At 69.7% G+C, this 16,759-nt stretch carries 10 protein-coding genes; 7 read left to right on the top strand and 3 right to left on the bottom strand.

All coding sequences use genetic code 11. From position 1 onward, the window contains the following. Positions 1-214: 214 nt before the first annotated feature. The 6 genes from ACIA5H_RS10465 (at position 215) to ACIA5H_RS10440 (ending at position 9,709) form a co-directional block, all read left to right on the top strand. Positions 215-2,002, top strand: coding sequence for an Hsp70 family protein (locus tag ACIA5H_RS10465; protein WP_397075366.1), 1,788 nt, complete (start codon positions 215-217; stop codon positions 2,000-2,002). After that, positions 1,995-4,568 carry a LuxR C-terminal-related transcriptional regulator gene (locus tag ACIA5H_RS10460; protein ID WP_397075364.1) on the top strand — a complete coding sequence of 858 codons (2,574 nt, stop codon included), beginning with the start codon at positions 1,995-1,997 and terminating at the stop codon, positions 4,566-4,568. The genes ACIA5H_RS10465 and ACIA5H_RS10460 overlap by 8 nt, the downstream gene beginning before the upstream one ends. A 47-nt stretch (positions 4,569-4,615) precedes the next feature. Continuing rightward, positions 4,616-5,725, top strand: coding sequence for a hypothetical protein (locus ACIA5H_RS10455; RefSeq protein ID WP_397075362.1), 1,110 nt, complete (start codon positions 4,616-4,618; stop codon positions 5,723-5,725). 163 nt (positions 5,726-5,888) lie between these two features. Continuing rightward, positions 5,889-7,247 (top strand): S1 family peptidase, encoded by a 1,359-nt coding sequence (locus tag ACIA5H_RS10450; RefSeq protein WP_397075360.1) that lies wholly within the window; start codon positions 5,889-5,891, stop codon positions 7,245-7,247. 112 nt (positions 7,248-7,359) lie between these two features. Further along, positions 7,360-8,685, top strand: a complete 1,326-nt coding sequence (locus tag ACIA5H_RS10445; RefSeq protein WP_379249222.1) for a trypsin-like serine protease — start codon at positions 7,360-7,362, stop codon at positions 8,683-8,685. A 136-nt stretch (positions 8,686-8,821) separates the two neighbouring features. After that, the gene (locus ACIA5H_RS10440; RefSeq protein WP_364424709.1) at positions 8,822-9,709 is read left to right on the top strand and encodes an NRDE family protein; all 888 of its coding nucleotides are present in this window, start codon (positions 8,822-8,824) and stop codon (positions 9,707-9,709) included. Between the two features lie 71 nt (positions 9,710-9,780). Here the strand turns inward: ACIA5H_RS10440 and ACIA5H_RS10435 are convergent, their stop codons facing one another. After that, positions 9,781-10,497, bottom strand: coding sequence for a hypothetical protein (locus ACIA5H_RS10435; protein ID WP_355071465.1), 717 nt, complete (start codon positions 10,495-10,497; stop codon positions 9,781-9,783). A 460-nt stretch (positions 10,498-10,957) separates the two neighbouring features. Here ACIA5H_RS10435 and ACIA5H_RS10430 point away from each other — a divergent pair, with 460 nt between their 5' ends. Continuing rightward, positions 10,958-14,080, top strand: a complete 3,123-nt coding sequence (locus ACIA5H_RS10430) for a (Fe-S)-binding protein (RefSeq protein WP_397075357.1) — start codon at positions 10,958-10,960, stop codon at positions 14,078-14,080. 163 nt (positions 14,081-14,243) lie between these two features. Here ACIA5H_RS10430 and ACIA5H_RS10425 read toward each other — a convergent pair whose 3' ends face one another. Together ACIA5H_RS10425 and ACIA5H_RS10420 are read right to left on the bottom strand one after the other, a co-directional pair. Next, positions 14,244-15,392, bottom strand: coding sequence for an acyl-CoA dehydrogenase family protein (locus ACIA5H_RS10425; RefSeq protein WP_379249227.1), 1,149 nt, complete (start codon positions 15,390-15,392; stop codon positions 14,244-14,246). After that, positions 15,392-16,621, bottom strand: a complete 1,230-nt coding sequence (locus ACIA5H_RS10420) for an acyl-CoA dehydrogenase family protein (protein WP_397075354.1) — start codon at positions 16,619-16,621, stop codon at positions 15,392-15,394. The genes ACIA5H_RS10425 and ACIA5H_RS10420 overlap by 1 nt, the downstream gene beginning before the upstream one ends. Positions 16,622-16,759 lie beyond the last annotated feature (138 nt).

The raw sequence follows: 16,759 nt of genomic DNA, 5'->3' as shown, positions 1-16,759 counted from the left end.
CCGAAACGGGGCGGACCCCTATGACCGGCCGGGGCCGCCGGATAGGGGTGGGAGCGAAATTAGGGGAATTTCCCTAAACGTCCCCCTAACGAAGTAACGGCGGATGGCCAGCAACCGACAGAACGGTTGCGTCGGCAACCACAACGCCCAGCGCACGATCTCGGACATGCAGCAGCGACACCGGAACAGACAGCTTCTCGAACGGGGTTCTCGAATGACACAGCGCCTGGCGCTCGGCATCAGTGTCGGAGCGTCGAATTCGGTCGCCGTGGCGGCAACGGAGGATGGCGACGACGGCCTCGGCCGGTCCGGCGGCGGCTACCTACGCTCGCATCCGAGCGTGCTGCGGCTGTCGCCGGACATGGCGCCCACGCTCGGCGCGGGCGCCGGATCCACCGGCCGCCATTCCAGCGACGTTCTGCTGGAAGGCTTCCTCGCCAGGGTCGGCGACCCGGTCGGCATCCTCGCCGAGGACGGCTCATCTTATTCCGCCCCCGACCTGGTGGCGACCTCGATCGGCTGCCTGGTCGACGAGATCGCCGCAGAGAGCGGCCCGAGCGGCGTTCAGGCGACGGTCGCCTGCCACCCGGCTTGGTGGTCGCGGCACACCGTCGACATCCAGCGCGACGCCCTCGAGCGGGCCGGACTCGGCGAGGTGACGCTGGTGCCGGAGCCCACCGCCGCGATCCGCTGGCTCGACGCCGCGCACGGCAGGGCCGACGACGGCGCGGTGATCGTCTTCGATCTCGGCGCGACCGGCTCGACCGTCTCGGTGGTCCGTACCGGCGAGCACGCCAGCCTACTCGGCACACCGTTGCGCAGCACCGACGTCGCCGGCGCGGAATTCGATCTGCTGACCATGCGCTATGTCCTGGCTAATGCGGTGCTCGCCGCGGATTTCGATCCGTTCGATCCAATGGTGGAACGCGGATTATCGGCATTGCGCGAGCACTGCAGGAAAGCGAAAGAAGAGCTTTCCATAAATACCGCGACCGTTGTTCCGGTGCGTGTGGACCCCGCGGATCCGCAGGGCAGCACCGTGCGTCTGGTGCGCGGTGAACTGGAAGACCTGCTGCGCGGACCGCTGCTGAGTGCGATGGACCTGATCCGCGGCGCGGTGCACCGCGCCGGGCTCGATATCGGCGACGTCGGCCGCGTCCTGCTCACCGGAGGAGGAGGCGCCATACCGTTGGTCGCCGAACTCGTCTCCTCCGAGTTCGGATTGCCGGTCGTGGCGGCCCCGGATCCCGAGCACACCACGGCACGCGGCGCGGCGCTGCTGGCCGCCGACCTGCTCGCCGCCGAGACCGACCAACTCCCCATGGTCGATCCGGTGGTCGAGGACGAGACCGTGCCGCAACCCCGAGCGCTGCCCTCGACGGGACTGGCGGCGCTGCCGGAGGAGCCGCCTGCGCGCAGGCGCGCACTGATCAGCAGGCAGCGCATCGCGGTGGTAGCCGGTATCGCGGCCGCCATCGGCCTGCTGGCGACCGGCACGCTCGCGATCGGCACCAGCATCCAGTCCGGCCAGGACAGCCCCGCCTCGACCGAGCAGTCCGGCACCGGCGCCGTCCAGGTCGCCGCGACGACGGGCGCGCAGACGGGCACGGAATCCGCATCTTCCGGTGTCGCCGCCACGGACTCGGCGAGCGCCACCGGCCGACCGCGGGCAAGGAACGAGGCGCCGCAGGCCGGTTCGCCTTCGTCCGCAGCTCAGGGCACGACCGCGGCCGTGGTGAAGAGCGAACAGAATCCCGATCAACCTGCCCCCGCGCCCGCCGTGGACTCCCCGGCGCAGCAACCCGCGCCGCAACCGCAATCCCAACAGCCGTCTCCTGCTCCCGCGCCCGCACCGGCGCCGACCATCCCACCCGCGCCGACCCAGCAACAGCCCCGGCCTACACCGCCGACCGCCCCGAGCCTGCCGACCGGCGGGCTGGGCGACACCCTCGGCACGGTGCTGCGCGCTCCCGGAGAGATCCTGGGAGGCTCCGGTGGCTGATACCGCCTTCGACACCCTCCCCTGCGCCCGCGACATCTTCCGCGATCTGGATTCTGCCGACGACCAACCGGTGGTCTACCTGATCCGCGGCCGGTCCCAGACCGGCAAGTCGACGCTCCTCGCGGAGATCCGGGCTCGTCTGCGCGCCCGCGGCGTCCCGTTGCAGGACGACATCGCCGCGCTCCAGCACGCGCATGCGCGCAACGGCGCGCACCCCGTGCACCACACGACGAGCACCGCGGGCGTGACGACCGACATAGCCCGCCCCGCGCTGATCATCGACAATGCCCACACGCTTGGCCGACTCGATCTCGAATACCTCTGCGCCGCAGTGGAATCCGGACATCGAACGATGGTGATCGCCGCGCAGCCGCGCCCGCACGACCCGCGGCTGCGGATGCTCGCCGACGCCGTCGCCCGGCGTGGTCGCGTGGTCGACCTGCGCCCGCTGGGCGTCGCGGACATGGCGCCGTTCGCCCGAGAACTGGGCATGATGGTGCCGCGTCAGGTCGCGCAGCACATTCATGTGCAGACCGCGGGTATCCGCGGCGGCGTGGTGGCCGCGCTGACAGCCGCCTGCTCGGCGCGTCTGGACGCGGGCATCACCGCCGTCGACACGGCCGTCGCCGCGTGGGCGCGCGGGTTGCTGGACAACCTCGCGCCCGACCTGCTGGAGACCCTGGTTGTCGCCACGACGGGCACCGGCCTGGATTCCAGCGAGCTCACCGAGGTGCTCGGCGTGGAGCAGGCCGTCGCGCAGGATCTCATCGACCGAGCCAGGGCCAGCGCCCTGGTGACCGACGCCGACCTGCTGCTGGAACCCGCCGTTGCCCCACTGCGCACGCTGCTCGGCGACCGCAGGTTCGTCGCGGTCGAGCGCCGGTTGCTCGGCGCCCGGCTGGAGGCGGGCCTGCTGCGCGACCGCACCGCCTTGCAATTGGCCGAGTCCGGCGTCCGCGATCCGCGGCTCGCCTCCTTCCTCGTGGACGCCGCCGAGCAAGCCGGTCGCGACGCGGTTCGCTATTACGCCGCGGCGGCGGCCGCGGGTGCGGAACTGGATCTGATCGCGCTGCGCTGGGCCGAGGCGGCCGCCAGGACCGGCGACGGCGAGACCGCCATGCGCCTGGCCGAGCCGATGCTGGCGCGGTCGGGCAGCACGGGCGCGGAACTCGCTACGGCGGTGCGGATCTGCGCGGCGGTGCTCACCCGCCGCGGCCTGGTCGGTCGCGCGGCGCAGCTGTACACCTGGCTCGGAGGGCATCGGGTCGGCCCGGACTGGGCCGTCGGCGCCACGGTGTTGTGCCTGGCGGGCGACGTGGCAGGCGCGCGGGAGATGTCCTCCTCGGCGACGAAGTGGCCGCCTACCGAAGCGGGCGCGCACGCGCGGCTGATCGCGACCGCGCTCTCGGACACCATCGAACCGGGCAACAACACCGCCGCGGCGGTATCGGCGCTGGTCCAGGCCGCCCACGCGGACGCCGGCGTGGACCGCTTCCTGCCTTGCACGGCGGCCTCCATCGCCACGCTGCTCTCGCTCGGCACCGGCGAGCCCCGCCGCGCCCAGGACGCGTTGCGGCGAGCCACGGCGAGCGGCCTGCGCTGCCATCAACTCGACGTGCTCGCGGCTTGGACGGCGATGCTCGGCGGCGACGAGCGCGCCGCCGCGGCCACCGTGGCCGCGCTCGACCACGATCGGCTCGACGTCCGCGACCGCCTGCTCGCGCACGGCGTCGCGGTCGGTCTCGCCCGGCGCAGCGGCGACCACACCGCGCTGGCCCGAGCGTGGCAGGCGGCGTATCCGCTCTTCGACGACGTGCAGACCGACCTGCTGGCGCTGCTGCCGATCGGCGAACTATGGCTGGCCGCCATCCGGATGCGCGACGAACGACGGATCGCGCCATTGGTGGACGCCGCGCTGGCGCTGCTGCGTCGCTTGGACGATCCGCCCGCGTGGTCCAACGCCTTCCACTGGTACGGCGTGCAGGCCGCGATCGCCCACGAGAGCCCCGAGGAGCTGCTGCCGCACGCGCGCGCGTTGAAAGCCGCGGCCGAGGCGGGTGACCGGCACGCCGCCGTACTCGCCGACGCGGGCCGTACCTGGGTGCTGGTGCTGCGCGGCCAGGTGATCAGCGCGCCGGTCCACGCGGCGGTCGCCGCCCTCACCGAAATCGGCATGACCTGGGACGGCGCCCGGCTGGCCAGCGAGGCGGCGCTCGCGGCGCCCGACTCGGCGACGGCCACCGCGCTGCTCAAACTGGCCCGCACGGTTCGCGCCGACGCCCGTCCGCAGGAGCCGCAGGCTCGGCAGGCGGCCCCGGCCGCGCACAACGGCGACACCCCGCCGCCGGTGCCGCGGCAGGCCGCGATTCTCAGCGAACGGGAACGCGAAGTGGCCGAGCTGGTTCTGCTCGGGCTCACCTATCGGGAGATCGGTGCGCGCCTGTACATTTCGGCGAAGACGGTCGAGCACCACGTCGCGCGCATCCGACGCCGGGTCGGTGCCCGTTCCCGTTCGGAGTTATTGTCGATGCTCCGCGCCATGGGACACGGTTCGCTTCTGGTGTGACCGGGTGCGGTTCCGTCAGCGGGAACGCCGAAGCGAGGTAGGTGAGGATGGCCACTGGGGTTGGCCTGCGCGTCGCCGACGACGAGTGCACGGCGGTCATCGTCACCGACGGTGACGAGCAGCCGGAGTACATCGTCCGGGAGTCGGTACTGCACATGTCCGAGGACGGTGACGCCGAATTGGGCGGTCCCCCGCCCACGGAGGAGTCCCACTCGATCAGCGGCTTCGTGGCCGCCGTCGGCGACCCGGCGGGTATTCCCGTCGACGACGGTGAGGCGTACCGCGCCGAAGACCTCGTCGCGACCGCCCTGTTCTGCCTGATCAACCTGGCCGCCGAACATCTCAGCGGAGCGGCCGAGTTCTACGCGACGCATCCGGCGGACTGGCCCGCCGAGCAGGTGCGTTCGCTGCGTGACGCGCTGGACTACCTCGGTCTGCGCTCGGTGCTGCTGGTCAGCGAGGGTGAATTGCCCAGCGCCCAAACCGGAGCCGACGGAAGATCGTTCGCCCACGACGCGGCCAGAGGGGCGCTGGCGGCGGTGCTCGCCACTCCGGCAGGGGCCACCCCGCCGGACCCGTCCACCGCGGAGAACTCGACGGTGGACACCATCGTCATCCCCGCCGTGCCCGCCGCCGAGGCGCAGCCGCAGGCGTACTCGGCGGCCATGCCGATCGCCGAGCCGATCGCGGCCACCGAAACGAAGCAGGTCGAGCAGCAACCACAGCCGGCGGTTCCAGCGCGGCAACCGAAACGCACGCCGATGGTGATCGCGGGCGCCGCGGCGATCGGCCTGGTGCTCGGCGGCATCGTGGTGGCCATGCTGCTGCGCGACGGCAGCGAGACGCCGGTGCCGCCGCTGCCCGACGCCAAGTCCGAGCCGACGTCGGTGCTCCCGGCCCCGCCGCCGGTCGTGACCACCACGGCGACCACCACCACCGAGACGCCCGAGCCACCGGTGGTGACCGAGACCACGACGCCCGAACCGACCACAACGACGCCGGAACCGACGACAACGACGCCGCCCACCACCACGCCGACCACCACTCCCACCCGGACTTCGACGACGCGGACCACCACGCCCACGACCAATCCGTTCGGTCAGCAGCTGCCGCAGATCCCGACCATCCCCGGAATGGGAATACCGGGTAGTCGGTGATTAGTAGCGTCCTTCCCGGGTTTGTGGCTTAGAGTGTTGCGCTGACCGGGTTGTCGGATGATTTTCCACACACCGGTCGGTTGCTGGACGAAGACTGTGTGCCAACGGTTTCTGCCCGTGGCCACGGATTTAGCTGGCACGTGCGTGCCGACGAAGGGACTTCATGCGCAAGTTGGTGGCGCGTCGCGCCGCGGTCAAAGCTGTCGCCATCGCATCGACCGTTCTCCTGGCTCCCTTGTTCGGCACGACCACCGCCTCGGCGGTACCCGAAGCACCGGCGCAGCTGGCCGCGGACAATCTCCCTCCGGAACTCGTGCAGGCCATCGCGCGGGATCTGAAGATGACCCCGACGGAATACCTGGACCGCGCCGCGCGCGCCCAGCAGCTGCGTGACTACGCGCGCGGATTCCGTTCGGAGCGGCCGGATTCCTACGCGGGCGCCTGGATCGGCGCCGACGGCAAGCCCGTCATGGCGGTCACCTCGCTGGACGCCGCCAAGATCGCCGCGGCCGACGGATACCAGACCCGGCTGGCCCCCGTGTCTGCGGACAGCCTGGAAGGCTCGCTGGTGCAGCTCAACCAGTGGATCACCGGCCTGCCGCGCGAGATCTCGCAGGCGATCAACTCCGTGGCCATCGACTTCCTGAACAGTCAGCTGGTGCTCAGCGTCGCCAACACGCCCGCGGGTCACATGCTCAACCTGCCGACGCTCCTGGCCAACATCAAGGTCATCCTGTCGCCGAACAGCGGCGGACCGGTCGAGCGCAGGCCGATGGGCGGCGACACCTACATCAGTGCACCCGGTTCGCTCCAGGACTCGTCGCTGCGCGCCGTCGACGTGTGCTCGTTCGGGTTCAACAGCGTCGACGCCTCCGGCAACGCGCTGAACATCAGTGCGGGCCACTGTGATCCGAACCTGGGCAAGGGCAACCAGGAGGCGGGCGTCTACCTGCCGAACGTCCGGGACATCCCGGCCAGCCCCGAACTGGGCACCTTCGTGCGCGCCTCGCTGGGCGGACAGTCCGCGCTGGACTACTCGGTGATCAAGCTGAACGAGCGCGCGGTGCGGGCGGGCATGGACCAGCCCTCGGTGCGCGGCGCCAACGGCACCACGCTGGCGATCACCGGCACCGCCGACCCGATCACCGGCGCCCCGGTCTGCAAGTCCGGTCAGTCGTCCACGTTCACCTGCGGCTTCGTCGTCGCCGACCGGGTGGAGACCCAGCTCTACACCGCCGAGGGAGAGAGCAAGACCGTGCGCGGCTTCGCCAGCTCGGCCTGCACGCTCGGCGGCGACAGCGGCGGCGCGATCGTGTCCGGCACGCTGGCGCTGGGCATCACCAGTGGCTCCAACGCCGCGGACGCGCCGAACTGCAACGAGGCCAACGTCGCGCTCGCGCAGTACGGCGGCACCGCGTCCCTTGGCATCCCGATCCGGGCGATCCTGGCCGACATCGACGCCTCCTCCGGCGGCGGAATCGGCAGCGGAATCAGCGTGCGCACCCGGCCGAACGCGAGCTGAGCGCGCACCCGCGTGGTGTGGCGATCGGCATACTCCCGGTCGGAGGGCTATGAGCGAGTCGGGAACCACAAGATGAGTAGGCATCCCGCGTCAAACCCCATATAGTCTGCTCATGCTCCTGCCACGTATAGGACCTCCCCGATCGACTGCGCGACAGACCGTAATCCGAAAGACAGTGATCGCCGCCTCGGCGGCGATACTGCTGTTCGGGCCCACGGCGGCAGTAGCGACGGCTCAACCCGACCATGCTCCCGGTCTGCCCGCCGAGCTGGTCGCCGCGGTGACCCGCGATTTGAAGATCTCGCCCGACGAGTACCTGCACCGCGCGGAGCTGGCGCAGCAGGTCGCCGCGTTCGCCACCACCGCCCAGCGGCAGTACCCGGCCGTGTTCGGCGGCTCCTGGCTGGATGACGCGGGCAAGGCGGTCGTGGCGCTGGCGCAGGGCCCCGGCGCCGACGAGGCGAAGAAGGCCGCGGAGTCGGCCGGTTTCGAGGTCCGCAACGTCGCCAAGAGCGAAGCGGCCCTGCGTGGCGAGAAGAGCGCGTTCGAGCGCTGGCTGGAGGGTCAGCCGGAGTCGGTGCGGTCGCTGGTGCGCGGCGCGGTGGTGGACACCGTGAACAACGCGATCGCGGTCCGCGTGGACCAGGTGGGTCTGCCGATGCCGAACTTCATCGACCCGGCGCGCGTCATCGTGATGGCCCCGCCGGTGGCGGGCGAGCAGGGCACTCTCCAGGCCGGTGACATCGCGGGCGACGCGCGCGGCGCGCTCGCGGGCGGCGACGGCTACGCCTCGGTCGCCGGACGCAGCTCGCTGCGCTGCTCGCTCGGCTTCAACGGCACCGACCGCAACGGCAACACGGTGAACATCACCGCGGGCCACTGCAATCCGGACATCCCGTCCGCGGGCAGCGGCAACGCCGCGGGCGTCTACGAGATGAACGGCGACCGCCTCGGCGCGCAGCTCGGCGTCTTCCAGAAGTCGGTGCTCGGCGAGCAGGACTACTCGATCATCCGGATCAACGACCAGGCCAAGGACCGCTTCGCCAACAACGGCGTTCGTGCGCCCGGCGCGGCTCCGATTCCGGTCGACGGCGTGGCGACCCCGGTGGTCGGCGCTCCGGTGTGCAAGTCCGGTGCGCGCACCGGCTTCAGCTGCGGCGTGGTCAACGCCGTCGACCAGACCGTGCAGGTCGGCGACCGGGAACTCACCCAGAGCTTCTCGGCCAACATCTGCGCGCTGCCCGGCGACAGCGGCGGCCCGATCGTGACCGGCCGGTTGGCGCTCGGCATCTCCAGCGCGTCGTCGGTGGCCGACTACCCGATCTGCGAGATCCCGAACCTGATCGGCGCGCTCACCGGTAACGTGCCGCAGCTGTTCGCGCAGCCGGTGCACGTGGTGCTCTCCGACAACCCGGGACTGCGCGTCCGCACCAACTGACCGCGGGAACGCGCGAAAGGCCGGCAGCGTCGAGCTGTCGGCCTTTCGCCGTCTCAGGGGCTTTCCACTGCCCTTACGCGGCCCGCAGGGGGAAACGCCGCATGGCATGCGGTAGCGGTCCGGCATCCTGGACCGCATGTGTTTGGTGTTGATCGGCTGGCGCGCGCACCCGGAATACCGGTTGATCGTGGCCGCCAACCGGGACGAGTTCTATACCCGGCCGACCGAGTCCATGCGTTGGTGGCCGGAAGCGCCCGGGCTGCTCGCCGGACGCGACACCGGGGCGATCGGCCGGGCCGAGGGCGAACCGCCCGGCACCTGGCTCGGCCTGAGCACCCATCCGCACGCCGACAATCGCTTCGCGGCCGTCACGAACGTGCGAAATCCCGCCGATCAACGTCTCGATGCCCGTTCCCGTGGCGCGCTGCTGATGGATTTCCTGCGCGGCGCGTCCGACCGCGGTCCGGCGGGCGAGTTCCCCGGGCCGGAGAAGTACGTGCTCGACGTCGCCGCGGGACCCGACGACTACAACGGCTACAACTTGGTGGTCTCCGACCTGCGCACGCTGTGGTGGCACTCCAATCGCAGCGCCGCGGAACCGCGCGAACTCGCCGCGGGTTTCCACGGGCTCTCCAACGGCACGTTCGTCACGTCGGCTGGTCCGAGCCTGGCGGAAACCGATCTGATCGCTCCACAGCCCATCTGGCCCAAGATCCGGGCGGGTGTGCGCGGACTGCGCGAGGTCGTGCGCACCGAGCCCGGTGCGGTGGACCGCTACTTCGAAGTGCTGGCCGACCGCACCGAAGCCGCTGACGACGAACTTCCGCGCACCGGCGTCCCGTACGAGATGGAGCGGGCGCTGTCGGCCAGGTTCGTCGCGCACACCGTGCACGGGACCAGGGCGAGCACGGTGCTGGTCGTCCGCGAGGACGGGACGTTCGAAATGGTGGAGCGCTCGTTCGGCACGCTGGGCGAGGAACTGGGCGAGAACGTCGTCCGCGGCCTGCTGGATCTGACCGGGTAAACGACCGGCGGCCCGCCCTCCGAAAGGAGAGCGGGCCGCCGAGAATCCGACGAGCGGGTGAGACCGAGGGCTTACTTCGGCTCGCTCGGCTTGTCCGCCCACTTGGTGGTGCCTTCCGGCGCCTGCAGCGTGTTGATCAGGTCGATACCCGCGACAGCGAGCATCGGTCCGCCGACCGCCACGGTGCCGAGGATGCCGCCGATGCCCGCGCCCGCGATCGCGGCCGGGATGCAGCCGACGCCGAGGAACGGCAGGCCGAGGATGCAGCCGATCACCGCACCGCCGATGACGCCGACGGCGGTGCCGAGGAAGCCGCCGACGGCGGTCGCGATGCCGAACTGGCTGGCGAACTCGTTCTGCGCGCGCTGGTTCTCGATCGGCGAGGCGATCGGCTGCGCCACGACGTTGACCGCGTTGGCCGGCTTGTCCTTGGGCACGGTGACACCCTGCTCAGGCGTCAGCTCGAGCACCGTGTTGTCTTCCTTCACGATCGGCTTCACCGGGACGACGGTGTCGGCGACCTTGAAGGCGATCGGCAGTGTGAGGACCGCGTTGCCCTGCGAATCCTTGATCCGGTAGACGTCGTCTTCCTTGACGTCCTCGGACGACTTGGCCAGCTCGAATGTTCCCCCCTTGAGCGTCGTCACGACGGTCTTCTCCACCAGCTTGACCGAGTACCGGATCGGGTCGGGCGTAGCAGCGGCCGGCTCGGCATGGGCGGTCCCCAGTCCGATGGTCATCGCACCGATGACCATCGCGGCCGCCGCGGTGGTTCTGCGGAGTTTCAATTCAGTTTCCAATCCATCATCAGGTCGTGCGTTACCGCTGGTCTTCAGCACGCGAGAGCTCTGTACAGCAAATCCGGGTGGTCGGCTCCGGATCCTCCCCGAGCGGTGTGAAGACGGTTGTGGCAATCAGAACGTCGTGAGCCTAATAGAACGCCGCGTTTTAAGCGAGATCCCTTATCAGGCATGGGGACTAAGCCAATCCTTACCGACTGGACGGAATGCTTCGCCGTTTACGGTGGTGGTCGACCACTCGCCAGCGCGATCTGGGCAATTTACTGTGACATTCATCACAGGTAAATAGAGGGTCAAGCCCCAGCATATGGGGCTATAGCCCAAAAGCCCGATCGTACGATGGACGTGGTTGTTACTGACGGGTAACTTGCTGCCGGTTAGGATACGAGCCAACCGAGGCGGTAGCAGAACCAGCCGCGCTCGTTGTGCCTCTAAAGAAAGGTCGCACATGAATGCCCTGACAGTGACGCTGGGCACGATTGGGGCGGCGCTCAGCCTCCTGTGTTGGGCGTCGTTCATCGGCGGCGTCCGCAATATCGCGCGCGCCATCATGATCGGACAGCCCGCGCCGGACCGTTGGCGGCCCTTCTTTCCGCGCTTCAAGCAGATGCTCGTGGAGTTCATCGCGCACACGCGGATGAACAAATTCCGCACCGTCGGCTGGGCGCACTGGCTGGTGATGATCGGCTTCATCGGCGGAGCCATGCTGTGGTTCGAGGCGTACGGGCAGACGTTCGACCCCGCGTTCCACTGGCCGATCATCGGCAACCTGGCGATCTACCACCTGTGGGACGAGATCCTGGGCATCGGCACCGTGGTCGGCATCCTCACGCTGATCATCCTGCGGCAGCTCAACCACCCGCGTCTGCCGGAGCGCCTTTCCCGGTTCAGCGGTTCCAAGTTCGGCCCGGCCTACGTCATCGAGGCGATCGTGCTGCTCGAGGGCCTCGGCATGATCTTCGTGAAGGCGGGCAAGATCGCCGCCTACGGCCACTCCGACCCGGCCACCGACTTCTTCACCATGCAGGTGGCGAAGCTGCTGCCCGCGAACACCACGATGGTGGCGCTGTTCGCTTTCGTGAAGCTGATGTCCGGCATGGCGTTCCTGTACTACGTCGGCCGCAACGTCACCTGGGGCGTGGCCTGGCACCGGTTCTCCGCGTTCTTCAACATCTACTTCAAGCGTGAGGACGACGGCGGCGTCGCGCTGGGCGCGGCCAAGCCGATGATGTCGAAGGGCAAGCCGGTCGACATGGAGACCGCCGACCCCGACACCGACACCTTCGGCGCGGGCCGGATCGAGGACTTCTCCTGGAAGGGCTGGCTGGACTTCACCACCTGCACCGAGTGCGGTCGCTGCCAGTCGCAGTGCCCCGCCTGGAACACCGGCAAGCCGCTGTCGCCGAAGCTGCTGATCATGTCGCTGCGCGACCACGGGTACGCCAAGGCCCCCTACCTGCTGGCCGGTGGCCGCAAGGACATGGGTGGCGACGAGGTCGGCCTGGTCGACGCCGAGGGCAACCCGAACGAAGCGAAGCTCGCCAAGATCTCGAAGGCCGCCAAGGCCGAGGCCGAGCGGCCGCTGGTCGGCGGCGAGGACGTGGGCGGCATCATCGATCCCGAGGTGCTGTGGAGCTGCACCACCTGCGGCGCGTGCGTCGAGCAGTGCCCGGTGGACATCGAGCACGTCGACCACATCATCGACATGCGCCGCTACCAGGTGCTGATCGAGTCCGAGTTCCCGTCCGAGCTCGCGGGCCTGTTCAAGAACCTGGAGAACAAGGGCAACCCCTGGGGCCAGAACGCCAAGGACCGGCTCAACTGGATCAACGAGCTCGATTTCCAGATCCCGGTCTTCGGCCAGGACGCCGACAGCTTCGACGGCTACGAGTACCTGTTCTGGGTCGGCTGCGCGGGCGCCTACGAGGACCGCGCCAAGAAGACCACCAAGGCGGTCGCCGAACTGCTGGCCACCGCGGGCGTGAAATTCATGGTGCTCGGCGCGGAGGAGACCTGCACCGGCGACTCCGCTCGCCGCGCGGGTAACGAGTTCCTGTTCCAGCAGCTGGCCCAGCAGAACATCGAGCTGCTGAACTCGGTGTTCGAGGGCGTCGAGGATCGCAAGAAGAAGATCGTCGTCACCTGTGCGCACTGCTTCAACGCGCTGAACAACGAGTACCCGCAGGTCGGCGGCAACTACGAGGTCGTGCACCACACTCAGCTGCTCAACCGCCTGGTGCGGCAGAAGCAGCTGGTCCCGGTGGCCTCGGTGTCGCAGAACGTCACCTACCACGACCCTTGCTACCTGGGTCGGCACAACAAGATCTACAACGCGCCGCGTGAGCTGATGGCCGCGTCCGGCTCCAACCTGGTCGAGATGCCCCGGCACGGCGAGCGATCCATGTGCTGTGGCGCCGGTGGCGCGCGGATGTGGATGGAGGAGCAGCTCGGCAAGCGCGTCAACATCGACCGCGTGGACGAGGCGCTGACCACCTCGCCCGCGAAGATCGCGACCGGCTGCCCGTTCTGCCGCGTGATGCTGACCGACGGCGTCACCGCCCGCCAGGAGAAGGGTGAGGGCGAAGGCGTCGAGGTGGTGGACGTCGCCCAGCTGATGCTGGACGCCATCGAGCGCGTCGAGCCCGCGGTGCTGACCGAGAACCTGACCGTCATCCAGGAGCCGAAGGCGCCCGAGGCGGAGCCCGAACCGGAGCCGGAGCCCGAACCCGCCCCGGCCGCCGAAGCTCCCGCCAAGGCCGCGCCGACCGGCGGCGGTCTGGCCATGAAGGGCCCGGCGAAAGCGCCCGGTGGCGGCGGTCTCGCCATGAAGGGCCCAGCCAAGGCACCCGGTGGCGGACTCGGCATGAAGGGTGCGGCCAAGGCGCCCGGCGCCAAGGCCCCCGCCGCGGAAACGGCGGAGGCCGAGGCCACGTCGGCGCCTGCCGCTCCGGTCAAGGGTCTGGCCATGAAGGGCCCCGCGAAGGCGCCCGGTGGTCTGGGGATGAAGGGCGGAGCCAAGGCACCCGGTGCCAAGGCCGCCGCGGCGCCCGCCGCCGAAGCCCCGGCCGAGGCTCCCGCGACCGAAGCCCCCGCGGCCAAGCCGGCCAAGGGATTGGGCATGAAGGGCGGCGCGAAGGCGCCCGGTGGTGGTCTCACCATGAAGGGCGCGGCCAAGGCTCCCGGCGCGAAGGCCCCGGCAGCCGAGGCAACGGCCGTCGAGACGGCTACGGAACCGGCCGAAGCCACGACCGCAGCCGCGCCGACCGAGACCAAGCCCACGGTGCCCGCCAAGGGTCTGGCCATGAAGTCGGGCTTCAAGCGGCCCGGCCCCAAGGCCCCCGGCAAGGCAACCCCGGCACCGGCCCCGAAGGATGCGGCTCCCACCGAGCCAGCTCCGGTGCAGCAGGCCCCCGCCGCGGAAGCCCCTGCGGCAAAGCCCGAACCCGCTGCCGAACCGGAGCAGACCAACGGTGCGAGCGGCAACGGCGCACCCGAAGTCGCGCCGCCCAGCGCCAAGCCCGGCGGTCTCGGCTTCAAGGCCGGTGCGAAGGCGCCGGGCCGCAAGAGCTGAGCCCACAACAACTCCATACCGACATCGGCCGGGTCCGCGAACGGACCCGGCCGAGTCATATCAGGAGCAGGTAGACGCTAGGAGCAAGCCACAGCGGTGAAAGCGGCCCAGAACCCGCCCGACCGGTCCGGCCGAGGCTGCGAGCCCCGGCCGGAGACTCGAACTACGGCCTGGTCAGTGCCGCGTAGCGAGCGAGATGTTCGTCGGTAGAGCCGAATTCGTGCTCGATCACGGTGAGCCGCTTGAAGTAGTGGCCGATGGCCAGCTCTTCGGTCATGCCCATCGCGCCGTGCAGTTGCACGGCGTTCTGCCCGATGAACCGCGCCGCCCTGGCGACGGTGACCTTCGCCGCCGAGACGGCGCGGGCCCGGTCGCCTGCGGAGGCGCGCAGGGAATGGACGACCAGATGGACCGCCGCGATGGCCTGCTCGAGTTCGATGTACATGTCGACCATGCGATGTTGCAGTACCTGGAAGCTGCCGATCGGCTGGCCGAACTGCTCGCGCTGCTTGGCGTAGTCGATGGTGTCGGCGAGCACTTTGCGCATGCAGCCGACCGCCTCGGCGCAGATCGCCGCGGTCGCTTCCGCGATGGTCGGCTCGATGACCGTCCAGCCGTCGGACTCCGTGCCGAGCAGCGCGTCGGAGGGCAGACACAAGCCGGTGAACACGAGATCGGCGGCGGTCCGGTCGTCGATGGTGCGGTAGGCGTGCACCTCGACTCCGGCGGGCGGAGCGCTCGCGTCGAATTCGAGCCGGAACAGCGAGATACCTGCCTTGTCGCGCCGTTCGCCGGATGTGCGCGCGGTGATCACCAGGTCGGTGGCCAGCGGTGCGCTGGTCACCACGGTCTTCGCGCCGTCGAGCACCCAGGTGTCGCCGTCGCGGCGGGCGGTGGTCGACACGTCGTGCAAAGCGTGTCCCGATGACGGTTCCAGCGCGGCGAACGCGATGCGCGCGTCACCGGACACGATCCGGCGCAGCAGGGCGTCGGCCTGCTCGCCACCGGAACGCTCGAGCAGACCGGCGCCGAGCACGACCGTGTCCACGAACGGCTCGACCACCAGTGCACGGCCGAGTTCCTCGGCTATGACCATGAGTTCGACGGGGCCTCCGCCGGTGCCGTCCACCCGCTCGGGCAGGGTCGCGCCGAGGATGCCCAGTTCGTCGGCGAAACCGCGCCAGATCGCGGGCTGCCAGCCCGTCTCCGATTTCGCCGCCGCACGGCTCTTCTCCAGGTCGTAGCGGGCGCCGAGATATCCGGCGATCGCGGAGCGGAGCATTTCCTGCTCGTCGGTAAGCGTGAAGTCCATCAGAGCCCCAATGCTGCTTTGGCGAGGATGTTTCGCTGAATCTCGTTGCTGCCCGCGTAGATCGAGCCCGCTCGGTCGTTGAAGTACTTCAGCGGCGCGACGGCCTGCCAGTCCGCGCCGCTGCGGTAGCCGTCGGCGGGCGGCGTGAACTGGGCGATCGGGCCACCCGGCTTGGTGGCGTGCGGCTGGTAGACGCGACCGCGCGGACCCGCGGCCTCCAGCGCCAGCTCGGTGAGCTTCTGGCTGAGTTCGGTGCCGAGGATCTTCAGGATGGAGGACGCCGGGCCCGGGTTCTTCCCCTGCGCCATCGCGGAAATCGTGCGGTATTCCAGAATTTCGAGCACCTCGGTGCGGATCCGCAAGTCCGCCAGCTTCGCCGCGAACGCGCGGTCGTCGATCAGCGGGTTGCCGTCCGGGCCGGGCTGCCGCGCCGCTTCGGCGGCGATGTCCTGGGCCATGACCTGCAGCCACGGCGCGGCCGCTCCGCCCCGCTCGTGCACCAGCAGGTACTTCGCGACGGTCCACCCGTCATCGATCCGGCCGAGCACATTGGTCTTCGGCACTCGCACGTTGTCGAAGAAGACCTGGTTCTGCACCTGCTCGCCCGAGGTCATCACCAGCGGCCGGATCTCGATGCCCGGCGCGGTCATGTCGATGAGCAGGAACGTGATGCCCTGTTGTTTCTTGCCCGTGCGCGAGGTGCGCACGAGGCAGAAGATCCAGTTCGCCTCGGTGGCGTGGGTGGTCCAGATCTTGCTGCCGGTGCATACGAAGTCCTCGCCGTCGTCGACGGCGGCCATGGCCAGCGCGGCCAGGTCCGATCCGGCCTCGGGCTCGGAGTAGCCCTGGCAGAAGAAGACCTCGCCGGTGAGGATGCGCGGCAGATAGAACGCCTTTTGTTCCGGGGTGCCGAACGCGATGATGGCCGGGGCCACCATCCTGATGCCCATCGGCGACAGCGCGGGTGCGCCGGCCAGCGCCGATTCCCGCTGGAAGATGTAGTGCTGGGTCAGGCTCCAGTCGCATCCGCCGTGTTCCACCGGCCAGGCGGGCGCCGCCCAGCCGCGCTCGTGCAGGATGCGCTGCCATTCCGTGCTCGCCTCGTGGTCGGGATACACGCTCGTCGCCAAGCGCCCGGCCCGCCGCAACTCCGGCGTCAGCTTCGCTTCGAGGAATCCGCGAACCTCGTCCCGAAACGCCAGATCCTCCGCTGACCAGTCGTAATCCATCTGCCCTCCCGGAGGGTGTGCACCGTTGCTTCCATGGCGACCATCCCGCCACCACGCGACAGAATGTACGGCTGTCTCTTTCACCGAGTCAAACTGAAGTCATATGCCCGCACATCCTCCACCTGGTGCGACCGGCAC

Origin of the sequence: Nocardia sp. NPDC051900 (assembly GCF_044452545.1) — a bacterium.
Lineage (GTDB): Bacteria > Actinomycetota > Actinomycetes > Mycobacteriales > Mycobacteriaceae > Nocardia > Nocardia sichangensis.
This window is presented reverse-complemented; position numbering and strand designations above follow the sequence as displayed.

Coding starts and splice junctions, on each gene's coding strand:
- ACIA5H_RS10465 (WP_397075366.1), top strand. CDS start 215: ATGACACAGCGCCTGGCGCTCGGCATCAGTGTCGGAGCGTCGAATTCG.
- ACIA5H_RS10455 (WP_397075362.1), top strand. CDS start 4,616: ATGGCCACTGGGGTTGGCCTGCGCGTCGCCGACGACGAGTGCACGGCG.
- ACIA5H_RS10450 (WP_397075360.1), top strand. CDS start 5,889: ATGCGCAAGTTGGTGGCGCGTCGCGCCGCGGTCAAAGCTGTCGCCATC.
- ACIA5H_RS10445 (WP_379249222.1), top strand. CDS start 7,360: ATGCTCCTGCCACGTATAGGACCTCCCCGATCGACTGCGCGACAGACC.
- ACIA5H_RS10440 (WP_364424709.1), top strand. CDS start 8,822: ATGTGTTTGGTGTTGATCGGCTGGCGCGCGCACCCGGAATACCGGTTG.
- ACIA5H_RS10430 (WP_397075357.1), top strand. CDS start 10,958: ATGAATGCCCTGACAGTGACGCTGGGCACGATTGGGGCGGCGCTCAGC.
- ACIA5H_RS10425 (WP_379249227.1), bottom strand. CDS start 15,392: ATGGACTTCACGCTTACCGACGAGCAGGAAATGCTCCGCTCCGCGATC.
- ACIA5H_RS10420 (WP_397075354.1), bottom strand. CDS start 16,621: ATGGATTACGACTGGTCAGCGGAGGATCTGGCGTTTCGGGACGAGGTT.